Consider the following 19,835-nt stretch of genomic DNA (forward strand, 5'->3'; position numbering starts at 1 on the left):
GTCATGCTCGCCCCCCATTCTGCCCCCGCATTGTCGCGCTCCGATCCGGTGACGCTGGAGATCGTCAAGAATGCCCTTGCGTCCATCGCGGACGAGATGGCGCTGGTCATCCTGCGCAGCGCCTATTCGCCGATCGTCCGGGACTCGATGGACTACTCGACTGCGCTCTGCGATCGAGACGGTCTGATCATCGCTCAGGGCCTCACCAATCCCGTGCATCTCGGCTCGTTCCCGAGCGTGATGGTCAACATCCTCAAGCGGTTCGGCAGGACGATGCAGCCGGGCGACGGCTATATCACCAACGACCCCTACGGTGCCGGCGGCATGCATCTGCCGGACGTCTATCTGGTCAAGCCCGTATTCCACGCCGGCAATGTGGAAGGTTTCGTTGCCAGCCTTGTCCACCACACCGACCTCGGCGGAATGGCGCCGGGCAGCATGGCGCTGCATGCCACGGAGATCTTCCAGGAAGGATTGCGGATCCCGCTGATCAAGGTCATGCACGATGACCGGATGGACGAGAACCTTCTGGCTTTCCTGGAGGTCAATTCCCGCGTGCCGGAGCAGGTTCTGGGCGATCTTCGTGCCCAGATCGCCGCTTGCGCCGCTGCCGAACGGGGCTTCGGCAAGGTGCTCGAAAAATATGGCGCGCCGGCCATGCGCGGCATGCTCGCGGAACTGCACGACTATGCGGAAAAGCTCGTCCGCGACGAGATCAGCGCGATGCCCGACGGCGTCTACGAGGCCGAGGACTTCATCGACGGCCTTGGCGAGGGCGGCGGGCCGATCCGCTTCAAGGTCACGATCACCGTCGCAGGCGACGAGCTCGAAATCGACTGGACGGGGACCAGCGCGGAGGTGCCGGGCGCCATCAACGGGCCCGTGGCGATCACCTATTCGGTCGCCTATGCCGCATTGCGCTGCGCCGTCCAGGCGGCCGTTCCAAACTGCGAGGGCTATACGCGACCGGTCCGGGTCGTGGCTCCGCTCGGCACCATCGTCAACCCGCGTCCGCCCGCGGCCTGCGCCGCCCGCGGCGTCATGGCCTATCGCATGCTCGATGTGCTGTTCAACGCCTTCGCCCAGATCGTGCCGGACCGGATGCCGGCCGCGGGCGAAGGTGGCCCCTCCGCAGTGTCGCTCAGCGGCACTCACGAGGGGAAGACCTGGCTGATCACCGACGGAATTCTCGGAAGCTGGGGTGGCCGAGCCACAAAGGACGGGGTCGACGGCATCGCCAACCCCGGCGCCAACCTTTCGAACATGCCGATCGAACTGATCGAGGCGCGCTATCCGCTGAGGATCGAGACCTATGGTCTCGTCGCAAATTCGGGCGGCGCCGGCCGTCGCCGTGGCGGCATGGCGATCACGCGCTCGTACCGTGTCCTTGGGGATGACGCGCAACTGACGATCCGTTCGGATCGGCGCGCGCATTTGCCGCCGGGTCTCTTCGGCGGATGTCCGGGCTCTCCGTCTCTCAACATCATCGATCGGAACGGCAAGACCGAACTCCTGCCGGTGATGCCGATGCGGACGCTTGCCCTGAGCAAGGGGGATCTGTTCACCCATGTCGCCCCCGGTGGGGCAGGCAATGGTGACCCGCTCGAGCGTGACCCGGATCATGTCGCCGCCGATGTCCGCGAAGGCCGCTTCACCGCGCAGTTCGCTCGCGACGTCTATGGCGTCGTCACAGGCGCGAACGGGCGCCCCGATCCGATCGCGACGGAGGCCTGTCGCGAAGGCCTGGCAGCCGATTTGCCGAAGCTGGCGGAGGCGCAGCTGCGCCTCTTCATGCAGGGCGATCGAAGCCGGGCGGCGCTGAGCCGGGAACATGAGGGGGAACTGGCATGACAGCGCTAGCCGCATTTCCGGTAACGGGCCCGGGCGAGCGCCGGACCGATTGCCGCCGGCACGATCGCGCCCGGCTCCTGCGGCCAAGCTGGGCGGAACTCGATTTCGGCGCATTGAGCCGGAATGTCGCGGCAACGCGCAGCCTGGTCGGCCCGGATGTTCGCATCTACTTCGTCTGCAAGGGCGACGGCTTCGGCTTTGGCGCCGCTGCGGTCGCGAAGGCCGCGGAAAGCGCCGGCGTCGACGGCTTCTGCGCCGGCAGCCCGGACGAGGTCGTCTCGATCCGCAGCACCGGCACGACGCTTCCCGTCCTGCTGTTCGCTTCGACCACGCCGGACGACCTGCCGGCCGCTGCCGGGCTCGGTGCCACGGTGACGGTGCAGAGCATAGCCGATATGGAAGCGGTGCTTGCGGCGAGCGATAGGATGGAGGTCTTTGTCGAGGTCGATTGCGGGCTTGGCCGCTACGGTCTGCGCCCCGAGCAGTGGCCCGGCGTCCTGCAGTGCCTTCGCGCCGCCGATCATGTCAGGGTGCGGGGCCTGTACTCGCATCTCAGCACGCCGGATGATCCCGAGATCAGCCGGGCCCAGGCCGAACTCTTCCGGCAGGCGGCAGCCGATGCTGCGGCCGCCGGCCATGACGATCTCATTCTCATGCTGGCGTCGAGCCGCGTGGTGCTGGCCTATCCGGAGATGCTCTTCAATGCGGTCGACCCCGGGCGATTGATCTATGGCGGGGGGCTCGATGAAAACTGGATGGAGATTGGTGGCCTCTCGCCTCTGCTCGCGGCCGTGAAGTCCCGGATCATCCAGGTCCAGGAGCATCCTCCGGGTACAGTGCTGGGGATCGGCTATGGTGCGCCGATCGCCATCGAACGCAGCATGCGCACGGCGGTCGCGCCGATCGGTTTCTGGGATGGGCTGAACCATATTCCGCCTCTTGGCGAGGTGCTGATCCGAGGACGGCGCTGCCCGGTGCTCGGGCGCCGGACCTTCCAGCATTCGGTCATCGACGTCACCGGGATCGCCGACGCCGCGCCCGGCGACGAGGTCGTGGTCCTCGGGCGGCAGGGAGCCGAAGAGATTTCGATCCATGACCTCGCCAGGGCCATCGGCATCACGGTCATCGAATTGGTCCCGCGGCTCGCGCGCTCATTGCCGCACGTGTATGTCGGCCTGGGGCAGGAGAGGGACGGGCGTGGCTAAAATGGGGACGAGGCAGTCGGCGGACGAGCCCAGGCCGATCACGATCAAGGATGTCGCGAGCCGGGCCGGTGTCGGGCTCGGCACCGCTTCGCGGGTTCTCAACGGCAACGAGAATGTCGCGCCTCATTTGCGCGAGCAGGTTTTCAAGGCCGTACAGGATCTGGGTTATCACCCCAATTCCGTGGCGCGCTCCATGCGGCTCGGAAAGAGCTACGCCGTCGGCTGCCTCGTCACGGACATCCGCCAGCCCATAGCGGCTGAAATGATCGCGGCTGCGGAAAACACCCTGCGTCGCGAGGGATACACGCTGATTGTCGCCAGTACGCATTTCGACGACAGCCGCGAGGCCGAGATCCTGTCATTGCTGCAGAACCGCGTCGTCGACGGCATGCTCCTGGCGGTCAATCGGGACAACGATCCGGAGACGGCGCGACGGCTCGCCGCCATCACGATTCCCATGGTGCTCTGGGAGCGCAGCCCCGATGGCGGATTCGATACCGTCCTGACGGAGCATCGCACCGGTGCCCGCAGGGCAACCGAGCACCTCCTGGAGCTGGGGCACCGCGAGATCGCGCTTGTTGCCGGTCACCTCGATACCTGGGTCGGACGGGAGCAACGGGCAGGCTTCGATGCGGCGTTCACTGACAGGGGGCTGGAGCCGCCGGCAGGTCGCATCTTCGAGGTGGGGGCGTTCGGGGCTCGCAAATTGGAGGCCCTGTGCCGTGGAGAGCGGCCCATCACAGCGATCATCGCCAATATCGACGAGATCCCCGGCATCCTGCATTTCTGCGCGAAGCGCGGCCTCGTGCTGCCGCGCGACCTTTCGATCGTGTCGATCGGTGACGCCAGTATCCTGGAAGTCATGACGCCGTCGATTACGGCCGTGCGTGGCAATGGTACGAAAGTGGCCCAGCTCGCAGCCACTCTTCTGCTGAAGAAAATGTCCGACAAGCAACCGCAAGCGGCGTCGGAGCGCTTGTCCGTGGGGATGCAACTCAAGATCCGGCACTCCACCGCGCCTTTGGACGATCGTGGCAGCGGGCCTGTCCAGCATGCGCATAGTGCTGCTGATCGCTGATCGACTATGCTGGGGAAGGTCATGATGTCCCTCCATGTCAGAACGCCGACCTACTGCTCGCCTTCTCTCTCTCGGGCGAGCGAGCGCAAGGTGTGGCTGAAGCTTGAATCCCTTCAACCCTCCGGATCCTTCAAGCTCCGCGGCATCGGGCTTGCGTGTCAGGAACATGCAAAGCGCGGGGTCAAGCGCTTCGTCAGCTCGTCTGGCGGCAACGCCGGGATCGCCGTCGCCTATGCCGGGCGTGAACTCGACGTCCCGGTGACGGTTGTCGTTCCCGAGACGACATCGCCAAGGGCATGTCGCCTGATCTCGGACATGAATGCCGATGTCCTGGTACAGGGTGCGTCCTGGCAGGAGGCAAACGAGCGCGCGCTTTCGATGCTGGGCGACAGCGACGCGTTCATCCACCCCTTCGACGACCCGGTCGTGTGGCGAGGGCACTCGACGATCATCGATGAGATGGTCGAGGACGGAGTGCAGCCGGACCTCGTCGTGCTCTCCGTCGGTGGCGGCGGATTGCTGAGCGGCGTCGTCGAAGGCTTGCAGCGCCACAAGCTGAACATTCCCGTTCTTGCGGTGGAGACGACGGGTGCGTCCTCATTTGCCCAGTCGGTTGCCCGGGGCGAGCGCATCGTTCTACCGGCGATCGGAAGCATCGCCACTTCGCTCGGTGCACGCCAGGTCTCGGAGCATGCCTTCGCTCTCCTTGCAGAGCATCGCATCGACTGCGCCGTCGTCTCGGATCTTCAGGCGGTTGATGCCTGCCTGCGATTCCTGGACGACCATCGCATCCTGGTCGAGCCGGCATGCGGGGCAAGCCTCGCCACGCTCTACCAGAATGTCGCGGACCTCGCCGATCATCAAAAAATCTTGGTCATCGTCTGCGGCGGGGCGACATCGACAGTCGAGCAATTGAATACGTGGCGCCGGAATCTTTCGATGGCGAGAGATCCCTAGGCCCAGGCCGATATCTCTGCCGATGAGACTAGATGCCTGTTTCAAATTCAACCTTGGGTGATCGTGATGTCGGTCGATTTCCACGGCAGCTACATCGACAGGGCGGCCCTCGTCGTCATGCATTATCAGGTCGATGTGTTCGACATCCTGTTCGGGCAGCAGCCATCGCCCTTGCTGGATCGGTGCAACGCACTGATCCGGCATTGGCGCGCCACCGGCCGACCGGTGCTGTTCCCCAACTTCTCGCTGGGTGAAGGCTATGAACATGCGCCGCCGGCTGAAAACCGTCAGATCACGCCCTATCTCTCGAGCGGACGATTTCGCACCGGCCTGCCCGTAGAAGGCCTCGCAATCGAACGGGGCGATCTTGTCTATGCATGCCCGCGCGCCAGCGTCTTTTATAGCACATCGCTCGACGCCGACCTTCGGGCGCGCGGTGTCAGCACGCTCGTCATGGCCGGGATAAGCACGACCGGCGTGGTTCTTTCGAGTGTCGCCTGGGCCAGTGATGCGGATTACGATCTGAGACTGGTCCGGGACTGCTGCTACGACCCTGATCAGAATGCGCACGAGGCCCTGTTTGGGTCCGGGTTCGGCGGACGCGTAAAGGTCGTGTGAAGCGGAGTTCGGATTGACCTGCCGCGGCATCAATCCCGGCTGCGGTGAACAGCCTGTCGCGCGAGTTGCATATGGCGGCGGCCGCGATGGCGCATGCCGCATCCGACCCGTTCTTGCGGTTGATGCTCGATCCACCCGTGACGGGACGGCTCGGCGATGCCGGCGCGGGGCCGCAGCGGCTGCTTTCAATGCATAAGCCGCCCGCCCGCGATATCGAGTGTCGCGCCCGTCAGCCAGCTCGCGCTTTCGGAGGCGAGGAAGAGAGTTGCTGCCGCTACGTCCGCCGGGGAGCCGAGCCGCCGGATCGGGTGGGCAAGGGCAACCTGCGCCTGGATGTCGGGTGGCATATGCGCTGCCGTGCGATCCGTCAGAACGGCGGAGGGCGCAACGCAGTTCACGCGCACCCCGCTCGGGCCGAGGTCATGTGCCGCTTGCTGCGTCAGCATGATGATGCCTGCCTTGGCGACGCCATAGCCGAGCGGCGCCTGTGAGGGCGCGCGGCCCGCGGAGGAGGCCATGGTGATGACGGCCCCTCCACGCCCTTGCCTGAGGCTGGGCAAGAAGACGGACAGCGTCAGGAAGGTCGCGGTCAGATTGTGGTCGAGACTGGAGCGCCAGTCCGCTTCGGTTACGTCCTCCAGCGGCGCGGGGCGACCACTCCCGCCGCCAGCAAACGCGACCAGAATATCGAGCTTGTCCTCTCGTTTCGCGAACACGGCGCGCGCAGCTTCCAGTTCCTCGCGACTGGTGCAGTCGAGGCAGACACTGGCATGCCCGGCTGAGATTGCTTCCAGCGAGCGGAGCGTTGCGTTGAGCCGGCCCGGATCACGCCCCGCCACCGTGACGCGCACACCGTTGCAGGCAAGCCAGCGCGCCGTTTCAGCGCCAATGCCGCCGGAGCCTCCGGTGACGACGGCCGTCTTGGCGGCGAGATCGGGATAGATCGGGATCGAAAACATTCACCGCTCCTCAGGCGTAACGTGCGATAGCCATGCAGACCACCGTGACCATCAGCAGGGCGGCGGCAACGCGTTGGATGCGACCGGGCGTGGCCGCAGGACCGGCGGCACCAGATCGCAAAGCCCATAGGGCGCCGATCGCCTGGATTGCGAATGCCGTCAGCGCTGTTGCCGCTCCCACGGCGAGCGTCGCCTCCATATTGCCGAAACCACCTGCGTGAGCGAGCTGCCAAAGCAGCATGCCCGAGCCCATCGCGACAAGCGCGGCTCCCATCTGGGGTTTGGCCAGCCCGGCGGCATCCGCTCCGCCGGCCCGCGCCAGAACGAAGGTCGTCCCAGCCCAAAAAACAGAGGAGAGAAGATGCACGGCGATGATGATCGGCAGGGGCTGCATCGGCTAAGCTCCGGTGGCGCAGATTGAACATGCGTCAAATTTAGATATACACACTGTATAGTCATGACTCGCAACGGTACGTCAAGGCCCTATTCAGGCACCAAGCGGGAGGCAAAGGCGGCGGAAACGCGCAGTCGGCTGCTCGCAGCCGCTACGGCGCTGCTCCGCCAGCCGGGCGGCGGGGCGCTCTCGCTGGAATCCGTCGCCGCAGCCGCGGGGGTAACCCGGCTCACGGTCTACAATCAGTTCGGCTCGCGGCGCGGCCTCCTCGAGGAGACGTTCGACAATCTGGCGGCAGCGGGCGCGATGGCGACGCTGACGGAAGCGATGGCGCTCGCGGATCCGCACGAGGCTCTTGCCGGGCTGGTCCGGGTCTTCTGCGATTTCTGGAGTTCAGATGATGCATTGGCCGGGCTGTTCGCGACAGCCGCCATCGACACGGAGTTGGCCGAAAGCCTGGCGCTGCGCAACGAGCGCCGCCGCATGGCGCTGGGCGTGATTGTTCGCCGCCGGGGCGGTGACGAAGCGAAGCAGAAAGACGTTGTCGACCTGCTCTTCGCTTTGACGAGCTTCCCCATGTTCCAGATGCTGCGCACCGGCGAACGCGGCGCCGACGCCATATGCGCGCTGCTCCAACCGCTCTGCTCCCGGGTGCTGGAAGGAGAGTCCGGGGAGGGGCCCGGAGCAGCATTGTAGTTGGGCCGGCCCCGCCCGGGCTGGCCGCACGTTCGCCTCCCGCAGCGCGAGCACGCGGGGCGGCATGCCAGGACGCCGGGCAAGGTGCTCTGGAGGTCCCATCAGGGTTGCCAGCGGAGTTAGCTACGGATTTGTGAGCGTCCGGTTCCGGGCGACATGCAAACCTCCGCTCTTGTCGCTTCACGGCTCCCCAACTGGCAGAACCTCGATACATGGATCTCCGCGTTTCGAACTGCGAGGTTTCTCTCGGTTCGACAGCCTAACGCGTCCATCGGGCGTCACCGATGCGAGCGCCGAAATGACGGCCAAAGGCGAGCAGCGCATCGATGATCGGCCGATCGTTACCGTCAGCCAGGGCGAAGAGCGGATATGAGACGCTGACGGCGATCGAGGTGCCCTTGTGCTTCTCCGTGAGGGCGATCGAGACCGCCTTTACGCCGTCGAAGAGCTCCTGATTTGAGATGGCGTAACCACGCAGTCGCGTCAGGGCCAGCTCGCGCAGCAATTCGTCGACCGAGTGCAGCGTCTGCCGGGTGGTCGCAGCCAAGGAGCCTTCAAACAGGCCGCGAATCTCCGCATCGGGCTTGAGCGAGAGAAGGGCCTTGCCCATCGCCGCTGCATGCGCCGGCAGGCGGTGTCCGGGCTCGACGGCGAACTGGATCGGCTGCGAGCCGCGCACCGTCTTGAGCACGACGACCTCCGCTCCGGAGAGAACCCCCAACCATACCGTGTGCTGCGTCTCGCGTGCGAGCGCTTCCATTTCCTTTTGCGCCTGCTCGACGATGTCGAACTTGCGGTGGAAGCCGGCGGCGAGCTGGACGGCGAGAATTCCTGCGCCGTAGCGCTGGGTTAGCGGGTCCTGCTCGATCAGGCCGCCACCTGCCAGTGAAGCCAGAAGACGCGAAGCCGTGCTGCGATTCACCTTGAGATGGCGACTGACGTCGCCGACCCGCAGCTCTCCGCCTGATTCAACCATGAGCTGCAACGCGCTGACGGCCTTCTCGATCGATTTCATCCAGCCTCGCATTGCCGCTTGACGTGGCGACAAAGCGCCGCCACGATGAATAAACAACATGTTGCACAATACGCAACACAATCAAAACGTCAAGGGAGAAGACGATGCGAGGAACCGGCGGCGCGCTGCTCTATGCGACCCTGAAGAGCCATGGGGTGAGGTGCCTGTTCGGGATGGAGGATCCGATCCATGTCTTCCATGCGGTCGATCGGTCCTTCACCCGGATTGTTACCGTCCGCGACGAGAAGCATGCGGCGATCATGGCGCATGGCTATGCCCAGGTGACCGGCCGTCCCGGCGTTTGTGCCGCGACCTTCGGCCCCGGCGCGACCAACCTGATCACGGGGCTCCTCGAGGCGCAGCGCTCGTCCGTGCCGGTTATCGCGCTGGTGCAGGACCATGCGCTGCGGCTGAAGAACAAGCATGCCAGCAGCGCGCTCGATCACGCCGTGGCGCTCGGTCCCTACGTCAAGGAAGTCATTCGCATCGACATGCCCGAGCAGGCGGGCGACGCGGTGCGCAAGGCGTTCCGGATCGCGACGACGGGGCGTCCCGGCCCGGTCGTGCTGCTGTGCCCGGGCGATGTGATGGCGGCGGAGGCCGAGGCCGAGACCTGGGCGGACCCGGCCTATGCCCATTTTCCGGCCAACCGCGTCCGGGCGAGCCGGGAGTCGATTGCCGGTGCCGCCCAACTGCTGGCGGGCGCGCGCCGACCGCTGCTGATCGCCGGTGGCGGCTCGATCATCTCGGGCGCCGAGGAGGAGATCCGGATCCTGGCGGAGCTCTTCGACATGCCGGTCGCGACGACGATGACCGGGCGCGGCGCCATCCCCGACGCCCATCCTCTCGCCGCGGGCCCGCTCGGCTCGACCACGGGCGGGCGCTATGGCCGCGGCCGCATCTCGAACACGCTGTTCGCCGAGGCGGACGTCGTCTTCGTGCTCGGCTCGCGCACCGGGCAGATCTGCTACAGCGACTGGTCGCTGCCCAAGCCCGGCACCAAGCTGATCCATCTCGACATCGACCCGGCCGAGATCGGTCGCAATTTCGCGACCGACGTGGCCATGGTCGGCGATATCCGCGACACGCTGCGCGACCTCCTCGCCCATTGCGCCGAGCACGGGCTGGCGCGCACCGACGCGGCGACCCGCGAGCGCCTCAACGCCCTGACCCAGGCCTGGCGCGAGGAATTCCGGCCCGTCGCCACCTCCGGCCAGACGCCGATCCGGCCGGAGCGGCTGCTCGCCGAGATCTCGGCGCGGACGGACGAGAAAACCCTGATCGTCACCGATGCCAGCTACGTCACCGGCTGGGCGATGAGCCATATCGACGTGCCCGGCGCCGGCCGCTTCATCCTCTCGCCGCGCGGCACCGGCGGCATTGGCTGGAGCCTGCCGGCCGCGATCGGCGCCAAGATGGCCGACCCCTCGCTCAAGGTCGTCTGCGTCACCGGCGACGGCGCCTTCGGCTATGTCTTCAACGAGCTGGAAACTGCCGCCCGCTACGGCGTCGAGGTCCTGGTCGTCGTCTTCAACAACGGCACGCTCGGCTTTCAGCGGCACTGGGAGCAGAAGGCGATGGGCCGCTATCTCGAATGCGACTTCCTCGACATCGACTTCGGCGAAGTCGGCCGCGCGCTGAAATGCAAGGGCGAGCGCATCACCGATCCGACGGGGATCGCAGATGGCCTCGCGCGCGGGCAGGCGGCGGGAGCGCCTTACGTCCTCGACGTCGTGATCGATCCGGACGCCACGGCGCCGATCGTCGGCTTCGAGACCATCCTCGCCGCCGACGCCGTTCACTGACGCCACGCTCGCACAAGATCAAAGGGCTGCCGGAGAGACAGCCTCAAACAGGGAGGGAACAGCATGTTGAAACATATAGCAGCCATGACGATGGCCGTTGCCGTCACGGCCATAGCAGCACTGACGGCCTCCGCCGCCAAGGCCGGCCCGACGCTGGACCGGATCATCAAGGAGAAGAAGATGGTCGTGGGCGTCGCGCCCTGGAACCGCTTCGTCCTGCTCAATCCGAAGAGCGGGGAATACGAGGGCTTCATCGCCGATGACATCCATAATTTCGAGCAGATGACCGGGATCAAGGTCCAGCTCGTCAATACCACCTGGAGCGGGCTCGTCGCCGGGCTCCAGGCCGGGCAATGGGATGTGGTGATGAGCGGCCTCGGCGCCACGCCCGAGCGCGCCATCGCCGTCGCCTTCACCGACCCGATCGGATACCTGTCGTCGACCGCGATGGTGCGCGCCGACAGCTCCGTGCAGAGCTTCGAGGATCTCGACAAGCCCGGCAATGTCGTCTCGGTCGTCAGCGGCACGGCCGCCCAGCAATTCGCCCAGCGAACCTTCAAGAACGCCAAGGCGAACCCGCTATCCGACACCGCCGCCGCGGTGCTGGAGGTGATGCAGGGGCGGTCGACCGCCTATATCGGCGATTCCGTCTCGAACGCGATGCGCGCCGAGGAGCGCCCGACCGAGCTGCGCAACGTCAAGTTTGCAGCCGACAAGACCGAGTGGACGACCATGAACCACGCCGTCCGCTACTCGGATCTCGATCTCGTGGTGTTCCTCAACACCTATGTCCGGGCGATGCAGCTTCGTGGCTGGTACCGCACCCTCGCAGAGAAGTGGAAGTTGCCGCCCGAACTCGCGACCGGGCCGCGCTGATCTCACCCAGGGACGCGCTGCGTTCGTCGGCGCGTCCCTTTTTGCCTGGATTTCCGGCCGGGGTCGGGACATGAATTACACTTTCCAGTTCGGCGTTCTCAGCGACTACGGGCCGTATCTCGCCGGCGGCCTCTGGCATGCCTGGTGGACGAGTTTCCCGGCCATCCTGTTTTCGACCCTGCTTGGCGTCGTCTTGGCTGCGATGAGCATGTCGCAACGCAGGCTGGTACGCAGTGCCTCCGTCGTCTTCGTCGATCTGTTCCGCACGCTGCCCGTGGTGGTCCTGCTGATCTGGATCCATTACGTGCTGCCGATCCTGACGGGCGCTTCGCTGTCGCCGACGGCGAGCTCCGTCATTGCACTCTCGCTCAACGGCGCGGCGCTGGCCTGCGAAGCCTTCCGCGGCGGGCTCGAGGCGATCCCGCAGACGCAAGTGCAGGCGGCGCAGTCGCTCGGCTTCTCGCGCTGGAAGGTGATGCGCTACATCACCCTACCGCAGGCCTTCTTCGCCACCTTGCCCTCGCTGACCAACGTCCACATCACCGTGATCAAGAACGTGACCGTGACCGTACTGATCGCGGTCCCCGAAGTGATGTTCCGTGCGCAGGAACTGACGGTCCAGTTCTTCCGCCCGCTCGAATTCTACACCGGCGCGGCGCTGCTCTATGTCGCGCTGATCTGGGGCTACACCATCCTGATGCGGATGATCGAAAGGCTGCAGAAATGGCAAGCGATCTGAGGGCGGCGGCGGCCATGCCTGCCGCGCAGGACTTCATTCGGATCCACGACGTCCATAAATCCTATGGCGATGTGAAAGTCCTCAACGGGATCTCGCTCGATGTCGCCGAGGGAGAGGTTCTGGTGTTGTGCGGGCCAAGCGGTTGCGGCAAGAGCACGCTGCTGCGCTGCATCAACGGATTGGAGACGATCAACGCCGGCGCCATCACGGTCGGCGGCCGCAATGTCGCGACTGCAACGCCGGAGGAACTTCAGGCGATCCGGCTCTCGACCGGCTTCGTCTTCCAGAACTTCAACCTGTTCCCGCATATGACGGCGCTGCAGAACATCACGATTGCGCCGATGAAGATCCTGGGCCAACCGGCACGAGAGGCCAGCGACGAAGGCCGCCGGCTCCTCGAACGCGTCGGGATGGCCGACAAGGCCAATTCCTACCCGTTTCAGCTTTCCGGCGGCCAGCGCCAGCGCGTCGCCATCGCCCGTGCGCTCGCAATGAAGCCGACGCTGATGCTGTTCGATGAGCCGACCTCGGCGCTCGATCCCGAGATGCGCGAGGAGGTGCTGCAGGTGATCCGCCAGGTTCATCACGACCACGGCATGACCATGGTCGTTGTGACGCACGAGATCGGTTTCGCCAGGAGCGTCGCCAGTCGCGCGATGCTGCTCGATGCCGGTGAGATCGTCGAGGAGGCGCCGGTCCGCAGCTTCTTCGCCAATCCGACCCAGGAACGCACCCGGCGCTTCCTCCGGGCGATCGTCAACGACTAGCCGACCGCGCCTCACACAAGGGGCAACCTCATTTCCGGAACGTCCGCTTCTTGGCGATAAGTCAGTGCCCGCAGTTGGAGCAATCGCTTGTGTTGCCGGAATTGCGGCGTTGCTGGTGATTCTGCGACATTGGAGTGGAGTTTAATTCAATAGATTCTGCGAGGATCCAAAGCATCCCGCAGACCGTCCCCGAGCAGATTGACGGCGAGGACTGTCACCGAGAGAAATGCGGCCGGTATCAGCACGATATAGAACTTGAGCTGCCACAGAGTGCGCCCCTCAGCCATGATGTTTCCCCATGACGGGGTGATCGGCGGGGTGCCTGCGCCGATGAAGGAAAGGACCGCTTCGGTGACCATCGCCGCCGCGCAGATGTAGGTCGCCTGAACGATCAGGGGCGAGAGCGAGTTCGGCAGGATGTGGCGGAAGATGATCCTCGGCGTGCTCGCGCCCGCGGCGACGGCAGCTTCGACATAGAGCTGCTCCCGCAAGGAAAGAACGGTCGAGCGCACGAGCCGGGTCACACGCGGGATCTCGACGATCGTCAGGGCGACGATCACATTGATCACCGACCCTTTTGTCAAAGCCATGAGCGCGATCGCCAAGAGCATCGACGGGATCGACATCAGGCCATCCATGATGCGCATCACCACAACATCGGCGCGTTTGATGAAGCCGGCGATCAGACCCAGGAGCAGACCACCGATCGACGAGAAAATCGCGACCGAGAAACCGACCAGAAGCGAGATACGGGCGCCATACAGGACGCGTGAGTAAAGGTCGCGACCGAGCATGTCGGTGCCAAACGGAAACAGCGCCGAGGGCTCGCGCAGCCGGCGGGCCAGGGACGTGGCCGTTGGGTCGGTTGTGCCCAGCACAGGAGCGAGCACCGCGATCGCGACCATGATGATCAGCACGGCCGCCCCGAGCGGAATGGTGGGATGGCGACGCATCTGCTTGAGAGCTTCGGCACCAAAGGATCCCTCTGTGCGCGTTGCCGCGGCTCCAACGTGGATTGTGGGGGAGCTCAATATCGGATCCTCGGATCAACGAGTGTGTAGACGAGGTCCACGGCCAGATTGACGAGCACGTAGATAAAGGAAAAGACCAGCACGAGGCCCTGAATCACCGGGTAGTCACGGCGCAGGATGGCATCGACGGTGAGGCGTCCCATGCCAGGGATCGTGAAGACGGTTTCGGTCACGACCGTGCCCCCGATCAGGGCGGCGAAGCCGATGCCGATGACGGTGATGACGGGTACCGCACCGTTCTTGAGCGCGTGCAGGAACAGAATCGTGCGAGGTCCCAAGCCCTTGGCGCGCGCGGTGCGGACATAGTCCTGCTGCAGCACTTCGAGCATCGATGCCCGGGTGATCCGGGCGATCAGCACGATGTAGACAAGGCCCAGCGTGATGGCCGGCAGAATGAGGCGCTCAAGCCAGGCCCAAACGCCCTCGGATAGGGGCGCATATCCCTGCGGCGGGAGCCACTGCAGCTTCAGCGCGAAGGTCCAGGCGAGGATGTAGCCGACGACGAACAGCGGCACCGAAAAACCGACGACGGAGATGCTCATGATCGCCCGATCGATCCAGCTTCCGCTTTTCCAGGCCGCGACTACGCCAAGCGGAACGGCGATGGAAATCGACAACAGAAGCGTCAGCAGCATCACCGACACGGTTGGCCCCACCCGCTCGGCCATCAGCGCCGTGACCGGCTGGCCGGTGAAGACAGAATTGCCGAGGTCGAAATGGGCCAGTCGCCACAGCCAGTTGCCGAACTGGACAAGGAAGGGCTGGTCGAGGCCCAAACTCTGCCTGATCCGTTCGATATCCGCCGCCGAGGCTTGGTCTCCGGCAATCATCGTTGCGGGATCGCCAGGCGCCAGGAACAGCAGCGAGAACACGGTCAGCGCGACGACCAGCATGACCGGAATCGTCGCGAGGCTGCGCTTCACGATGTAGGCGAGCATGGGATCAACTCCGCCGCGCCGTAAGGGTGGCGAAGTCAGCCACGCCGAATGTTCCAGAACACCGTGGCAGTCGGCACCCGATCGACGAGGTACTTCTTGAGCGCCGTTTGCCGATAGATGGCGCCGAGCGGAATAGCCGGCAGCTCATCCATGCCCACGACCTGCATTTCCTGAGCGATGCGCTTGCGATCGTCGGCCGACGGCGAGTTCAACCAGGCGTCGCGGAGCTCCTCCAGCTTCGGGATCGTCGGCCAGCCGAACCAGGCATTGCGCCCGTTGCCGCGCAGCATGATGTTCGTGCCGGGATCGACGAACCAGGTGCCGGGGAACAGCCAGCAGCTCAACGACCAGCCGCCCTTGTCAATCGGCTCTTCGGAACGGCGGCGCTGGGCGACCGACGCATTGTCGAGGAGTGCGATATCCAGATTCAGGCCCAGCTTGCCCAGCATATCGGCGGCAACCTGAGCCAGGGGCGTGGTCGAGGCTGGGCTGTCTGCCGCGCCGAGCAGGCGCACGCGCTCGTTCGCGTAGCCGGCCTCCTTCAGCAGTTGCTTGGCCCTCTCGATGCTGCGCGGTCCCTTCAGCGGATCGAGACCGGCTTCGCTGGCGAGAGCGGTGCCCGGTGGGAAGAAGCCGCTCCCGGTGGCGAAGTTCTGCGGGTTGGTGCCGGCGACGGCCATGCAGAATTCTGCCTGGTCGATAGCAGGGAGGAGGGCCTGCCGGATCTTCTTGTTGTTGAATGGCGCATGGAGTGCGTTGATCCGCATCATCGCCATCGAAGGAATGTCCTCGAGGCGTGGCAGATCGATATCCCTGAAGCCCGCAAGTAGCTCGACCGTTTCCGAGGTGGGGCCTCCGATCCAGTCGACGTCACCGGTCTGGAGGGCTGCCGCAGCAGTCGCGGCATCGGGAATGCGGCGCCATTCCACGCGGTCGAAATGAACGGTCTTCGGGCCCGCCGTGAGGCCCCGCGCTGTGTTTGGCGTAGGCTGGTAGCCTTGGAACTTCTCGAAGACCGCGAGATTGCCGAGCTGGAATTCGTCCGCCTTGAACTTGAATGGGCCTGAGCCGGTCCGGTCGGTGATCTGGGTCCTCACATCGGTCTGCGCGACCCGCTCGGGCATGATGAGCGGGACGGGAGCGCTGAGCTGCCCCAGCACGGCAGGCAGGATCGGAAACGGCCGCTTGAGGCGGAAGCGCAGCGTCCGGTCGTCAACGGCCACGAGTTCGTCAGTCAGCGCGAAAAGCGTGGCGCCCATGGGGGCCGCTTGCGACCAGCGCTTCAGGCTGGCGACGCAGTCGCGGGCGCGGATCGGCTCGCCATCGTGAAAGGTGATGCCGGTCCGCAGGGTGATGGTACAGCTGCGCCCGTCATCGCCCCAGAGCAAGCCCTCCGCGAGCTGAGGCTGCGGCTGGAAGTTCGCATCCAGTCCGAACAGCGTATCGTAGACCATGTACCCGTAGTCGCGGGTAACGTCGACCGTCGACCACATCGGATCGAAGATCGTCAGGTCCGTGTAAGGCACGAACCGCAGCACCTTCTGCCGGGATGACTGTGAACGAGCCGGAGCGCCGATGCCTGCCAGTGCGGCGGCCGCGCCGGCCTTCATGAAACTGCGTCGATCCATGATGGTCCCCATCGTTTTGCACCGCCCGAGGGGCAGCGGAGATTGATCCAAATACGAGTCGTCAGAGAGCGTTGCCGCGTCTGGCTTCGACCAGCTCGATGGCCTCCGAGAGACCGTGTGCGATGCGGTTGGCGCGCTGGCGCAATTGCACCCGTGCCATCCGGTAGGCATCGGCATCGAGACGATTGAGCGTCAGCACCGGCGCCAGCCCGGGCAGGATGCGGCTGGCTCGGCCGAGGTCGAATTCGAAGGCGCTGCGCGCGTGATAGAGCACCGGGTTGAGATGGCGGCCGAGCCGCAGGAGGGACCGGTCGTCGGCTCCCGTCGGCGTCCAGTTTGCGAGCGCATCGGCCAGTCTCTCGGCGAGGCCGGTCAGGCGCGCGATGTCGTCGAGGTCGGGCGCGGCCTCGCGATAGGCACGCAGGCCCGCTAGCACGTCACCCACCATGGCGCCGGGCCTGAAGGGCAGGGCGGGCGCGTCGACCAATCCCTCGACGAGGTTTCGGTAGATCAGCGTGTCGACGGCCAGGACGTCGGCATCCATATGCTCGATCGTGTCCTGATCGGTATGCCACCACCAGGCGAGCCCGCTGCCGTGAAGATGTTCCGGGCTGGCAGCCGGGAGGAATGCACTGACCTGAGCAGTGGCGAGTCCAATGCCGCTGAAGCTCTGATCCGAGTTCCGGGCGGAGCGCCTTGGATCGATATAGGGGTCGAGCCGCTTGACCGAGCGATCGACGAACTCTTCTTCCTCCGGCGTCTGCTTGCCGACCGTCCCGTCGAGAACCTGCCGGACATAATCGGCGAGCTCTGCAGTGGTGTTTCGCAGGGCCTTGGTGGTGCCGCCCCGGCTGCCGACGATATCGACGTTGAGATAGGCGATGGCGTCGCGGTAGAGCGAGTCGCGAAACGCGTCCGCATACCAGGACGAGCCGGCGTAACCGCCCTGCTCATGCCCGGTCCAGAACGCGAATTTGATGCCGTATCGAGGCTTGGGCAGCTGCTTCAGCAGCCGCGCCAGCTCAATGAGCAGAGCGACGCCGGCCGTGTTGTCAGTCGCGCCGTCGCCCCATGTGCAGTAGTGAGCGCCGAGCAGGACATAGGCCGGCTCGCGCCCCTCGATCTCGGCGACAGGCTGCTTCGCGGCGCGCCATTCGGTACGGATCTCGCTGGCCATCGTGACCTGCGAGCCTTCGGCGACTGCCTGCTCCAGAACCGCCGCGTCATCGCGCGAGACCTGAATGGCCGGCACGGTGGGCAGCAGAGCAAGGTCGTCCGGACAGGTCGGCGCGCCCCAAAGCGGCGAGGCCTGGACGTAATGGCGCTGAGGGCCATGCGAGATCGCGATGACGCCGAGCGCACCGGCTCGCTGCGCGCTGATGCAGGCATCGTAGCGCGGCAGGCCGTCGATCAGCAGAAAGGCGCCTTTCAGGTCTTCCGGCTCCAAGGAACGGGTGACGCGACCGGTCAGGCCGTTGGCGGAGGTGGTGAAGGCGGAGCCATTAGCGGGAAGCACCTTGTTGCCGACGGTCAGCGATGCCGAAACAGGCCAGCTGACGAAGGCATCGAGTTCGAGAACCTCGTTCGAGATCCCGAGCGCTGTCAGTTGCTCGCAGATATGGCGGCAGGCTGTGTTGGCGCTGTCCGAACCGGGGAGCTTGCGACCGAGAGCAGCCAGAGTGGCTACCGTCTGCTTCAACCGTTCGGAGGAAATGCCGGCGGCTGCCGGATCGGAGAGTATCGCAAGCGTCATCGGGCCCTCGGCCGTAGCATGTTGGAATTCCAGGCGATGGCCGTGCCATCGCCTTGTCCTTGCGGGGTTCACTGCGCGACTGAAACATTCCAGTAGCGCGGCTTTTGACCCGGCCAGGGCTGGAAGCCCGTAACGTTCTTCCGCAGGGCCACCGTCGTGGCGCGAGTGCCCCATACGATGAGCGGTGCCTCGGCCATCTGCAGACGGTGCAACTCGTCGTAGAGCGACTGCTTGTCCTGGCCGTCATCTGCGAGGATGAGCTTCTTCAGCAATTCCTTCGAGGCCGGGCTATCCCAGACCTTGTCGGCCTGGCGCGCCTTGTCGCCGGTGAAGCGCTCGATGATGAAAAGTGGATCGAGATAGGGAGTGAGGTTCCAGACCATCATCTGGTAGCGCCCGCTGTAGAAGCGCTCGAACTGCGTCGCGAACTCCATGATCTCGACATCGACATTGAGGCCGACAGCCTGCAGCATCGACTGGAGATAGATCGCCGTATCGCCCATGATCGGCGAAGCCTTGCTGGTGATCAGGGCGATGCGCTCGCCCTTGTAGCCCGAGGCCTTGATCAAGGCGCGAGCCTTGTCCGGGTCGTATTCCGCACCGCTGCGCTGGACCTTGCCGTAGAAGCGGCTCGTCAGCGGAATCAGGGATGGCGAGGCGATGCTGTCATCGTCCAGAACCGCCTTGGCGAGGCTCGACCGATCGATGGCATGGCTGATCGCCTGACGGATTCGCGGGTCGGCCAGCACCGGGTCGCGTGACTGCAGCGGGATCGTGTAGATGCCGGCGACGGGCGTGGTCGTGACGGTGACGTTCTTGTCGTTGGCGAAGTCCTTGATCGAAGCGGCATCGACGTCGGTCCACAGATCGAGCTGGCCCTGCAGGATGCCGAGTTTTGCGACCTGGGCGTCCGGAACGAGGTTGATCCTGACCTTCTCGACCTTGGCTTCCTTCGCACCGGAGAGGCCATCCGAAGGCTCTGTTCGCGACTTGTAATCGGCAAATTTCGAGAGCTCGACGAACTGGCCTTTGCGCCACTCGGTCATTTTGAACGGGCCGGTCCCGATAGCCGTTGTCCAGTTGCCGTTTGCATCGACCGCATCGGGGTGAGCGATGCCGGAGGAGTCGCAATCGCCGCGGGCCATCGCGCTCAGGAACGAACCACTCCGTTCTGCAAGCTGGAATTCGACCCGACGGTCATCCAGAGCCTTCACGGACTCGACCTTCGTGGCGTTGGTACCGTTGAAGGCTCCTCGGCACGGCCACGCCGACTTGGGGTCGAGAAAGCGCTCCCAGGTCCAGACGACTTCCTTCGCTGTCAGCGGAGCTCCGTTATGAAACTTCACCCCCTCGCGAAGGGTAAAGATGTACGTCTTGCCGTCGGCGGAGACGTCAATCCTGTCCGCCAGCATCGGCGCAACGCTGCCGTCTGCGCGCCATGCGACCAAACCCTCGTAGATATTCTGCAGGACACTTCCCGTCGCGGTATCCGGGCTGCGCCCAGGCATGACGCCGCGAATATCCG

Annotated in this window: 18 protein-coding genes and 1 pseudogene; 11 read left to right on the plus strand and 8 right to left on the minus strand. The window is 65.0% G+C overall.

Features of this window, described 5'->3' with window-relative positions; all coding sequences use genetic code 11:
• Positions 1-3 precede the first annotated feature (3 nt).
• The 5 genes from AC1DNE_RS13880 to AC1DNE_RS13900 all read left to right on the plus strand — a co-directional run bounded on the left by AC1DNE_RS13880 (position 4) and on the right by AC1DNE_RS13900 (position 5,709).
• The gene (locus tag AC1DNE_RS13880) at positions 4-1,851 is read left to right on the plus strand and encodes a hydantoinase B/oxoprolinase family protein (protein WP_476765690.1); all 1,848 of its coding nucleotides are present in this window, start codon (positions 4-6) and stop codon (positions 1,849-1,851) included.
• Entirely contained in the window at positions 1,848-3,056 is a 1,209-nt protein-coding gene (gene alr, locus AC1DNE_RS13885; RefSeq protein WP_476765691.1) for an alanine racemase, read from the plus strand. Before AC1DNE_RS13880 ends, alr begins: the two co-directional genes overlap by 4 nt.
• A gap of 1 nt (position 3,057) precedes the next feature.
• Complete coding sequence (locus AC1DNE_RS13890) at positions 3,058-4,134, plus strand: LacI family DNA-binding transcriptional regulator (protein ID WP_441470408.1); 1,077 nt, start codon at positions 3,058-3,060, stop codon at positions 4,132-4,134.
• Between the two features lie 24 nt (positions 4,135-4,158).
• Positions 4,159-5,091, plus strand: coding sequence for a pyridoxal-phosphate dependent enzyme (locus tag AC1DNE_RS13895; RefSeq protein ID WP_441470106.1), 933 nt, complete (start codon positions 4,159-4,161; stop codon positions 5,089-5,091).
• A 66-nt stretch (positions 5,092-5,157) separates the two neighbouring features.
• Complete coding sequence (locus AC1DNE_RS13900) at positions 5,158-5,709, plus strand: cysteine hydrolase family protein (RefSeq protein ID WP_441470105.1); 552 nt, start codon at positions 5,158-5,160, stop codon at positions 5,707-5,709.
• 185 nt (positions 5,710-5,894) lie between these two features.
• Here AC1DNE_RS13900 and AC1DNE_RS13905 read toward each other — a convergent pair whose 3' ends face one another.
• Together AC1DNE_RS13905 and AC1DNE_RS13910 are read right to left on the minus strand one after the other, a co-directional pair.
• Entirely contained in the window at positions 5,895-6,668 is a 774-nt protein-coding gene (locus AC1DNE_RS13905; protein ID WP_476765693.1) for an SDR family NAD(P)-dependent oxidoreductase, read from the minus strand.
• A gap of 10 nt (positions 6,669-6,678) precedes the next feature.
• A complete protein-coding gene (locus tag AC1DNE_RS13910) occupies positions 6,679-7,062 on the minus strand; it encodes a hypothetical protein (protein ID WP_476765694.1) in 384 nt (127 codons plus the stop codon).
• Between the two features lie 63 nt (positions 7,063-7,125).
• On the opposite strand from AC1DNE_RS13910, the pseudogene AC1DNE_RS13915 reads away from it, so the two are divergent.
• Positions 7,126-7,326, plus strand: a pseudogene (locus tag AC1DNE_RS13915) (TetR family transcriptional regulator); the annotation flags it as partial.
• Between the two features lie 42 nt (positions 7,327-7,368).
• Entirely contained in the window at positions 7,369-7,758 is a 390-nt protein-coding gene (locus AC1DNE_RS13920) for a hypothetical protein (RefSeq protein ID WP_476765732.1), read from the plus strand.
• Positions 7,759-8,017: 259 nt separating this feature from the next.
• On the opposite strand, the gene AC1DNE_RS13925 is transcribed toward AC1DNE_RS13920, so the two are convergent.
• Positions 8,018-8,773, minus strand: coding sequence for an IclR family transcriptional regulator (locus tag AC1DNE_RS13925; RefSeq protein WP_476765695.1), 756 nt, complete (start codon positions 8,771-8,773; stop codon positions 8,018-8,020).
• A 104-nt stretch (positions 8,774-8,877) separates the two neighbouring features.
• Here AC1DNE_RS13925 and AC1DNE_RS13930 point away from each other — a divergent pair, with 104 nt between their 5' ends.
• From AC1DNE_RS13930 to AC1DNE_RS13945, 4 genes are all read left to right on the plus strand, one after another.
• Positions 8,878-10,578, plus strand: a complete 1,701-nt coding sequence (locus AC1DNE_RS13930; RefSeq protein ID WP_476765696.1) for a thiamine pyrophosphate-binding protein — start codon at positions 8,878-8,880, stop codon at positions 10,576-10,578.
• Positions 10,579-10,641: 63 nt separating this feature from the next.
• Positions 10,642-11,454: a transporter substrate-binding domain-containing protein gene (locus AC1DNE_RS13935; RefSeq protein ID WP_476765697.1), complete on the plus strand. Its 813-nt coding sequence runs from the start codon at positions 10,642-10,644 to the stop codon at positions 11,452-11,454.
• A gap of 70 nt (positions 11,455-11,524) precedes the next feature.
• A complete protein-coding gene (locus AC1DNE_RS13940; RefSeq protein WP_476765698.1) occupies positions 11,525-12,193 on the plus strand; it encodes an amino acid ABC transporter permease in 669 nt (222 codons plus the stop codon).
• Entirely contained in the window at positions 12,178-12,960 is a 783-nt protein-coding gene (locus tag AC1DNE_RS13945; RefSeq protein WP_441470098.1) for an amino acid ABC transporter ATP-binding protein, read from the plus strand. The genes AC1DNE_RS13940 and AC1DNE_RS13945 overlap by 16 nt, the downstream gene beginning before the upstream one ends.
• A gap of 146 nt (positions 12,961-13,106) precedes the next feature.
• Here AC1DNE_RS13945 and AC1DNE_RS13950 read toward each other — a convergent pair whose 3' ends face one another.
• The 5 genes from AC1DNE_RS13950 to AC1DNE_RS13970 form a co-directional block, all read right to left on the minus strand.
• Positions 13,107-13,991 carry an ABC transporter permease gene (locus AC1DNE_RS13950; protein WP_441470097.1) on the minus strand — a complete coding sequence of 295 codons (885 nt, stop codon included), beginning with the start codon at positions 13,989-13,991 and terminating at the stop codon, positions 13,107-13,109.
• Complete coding sequence (locus AC1DNE_RS13955) at positions 13,988-14,929, minus strand: ABC transporter permease (protein ID WP_476765699.1); 942 nt, start codon at positions 14,927-14,929, stop codon at positions 13,988-13,990. The genes AC1DNE_RS13950 and AC1DNE_RS13955 overlap by 4 nt, the downstream gene beginning before the upstream one ends.
• A 35-nt stretch (positions 14,930-14,964) precedes the next feature.
• Positions 14,965-16,557, minus strand: coding sequence for an ABC transporter substrate-binding protein (locus AC1DNE_RS13960; RefSeq protein ID WP_476765700.1), 1,593 nt, complete (start codon positions 16,555-16,557; stop codon positions 14,965-14,967).
• Positions 16,558-16,618: 61 nt separating this feature from the next.
• Positions 16,619-18,310, minus strand: coding sequence for a M20/M25/M40 family metallo-hydrolase (locus tag AC1DNE_RS13965; protein WP_476841098.1), 1,692 nt, complete (start codon positions 18,308-18,310; stop codon positions 16,619-16,621).
• Positions 18,311-18,378: 68 nt separating this feature from the next.
• Complete coding sequence (locus tag AC1DNE_RS13970) at positions 18,379-19,818, minus strand: ABC transporter substrate-binding protein (protein WP_476841099.1); 1,440 nt, start codon at positions 19,816-19,818, stop codon at positions 18,379-18,381.
• Positions 19,819-19,835: the final 17 nt, after the last annotated feature.

The organism is Allobosea sp. 05L423, assembly GCF_056397745.1.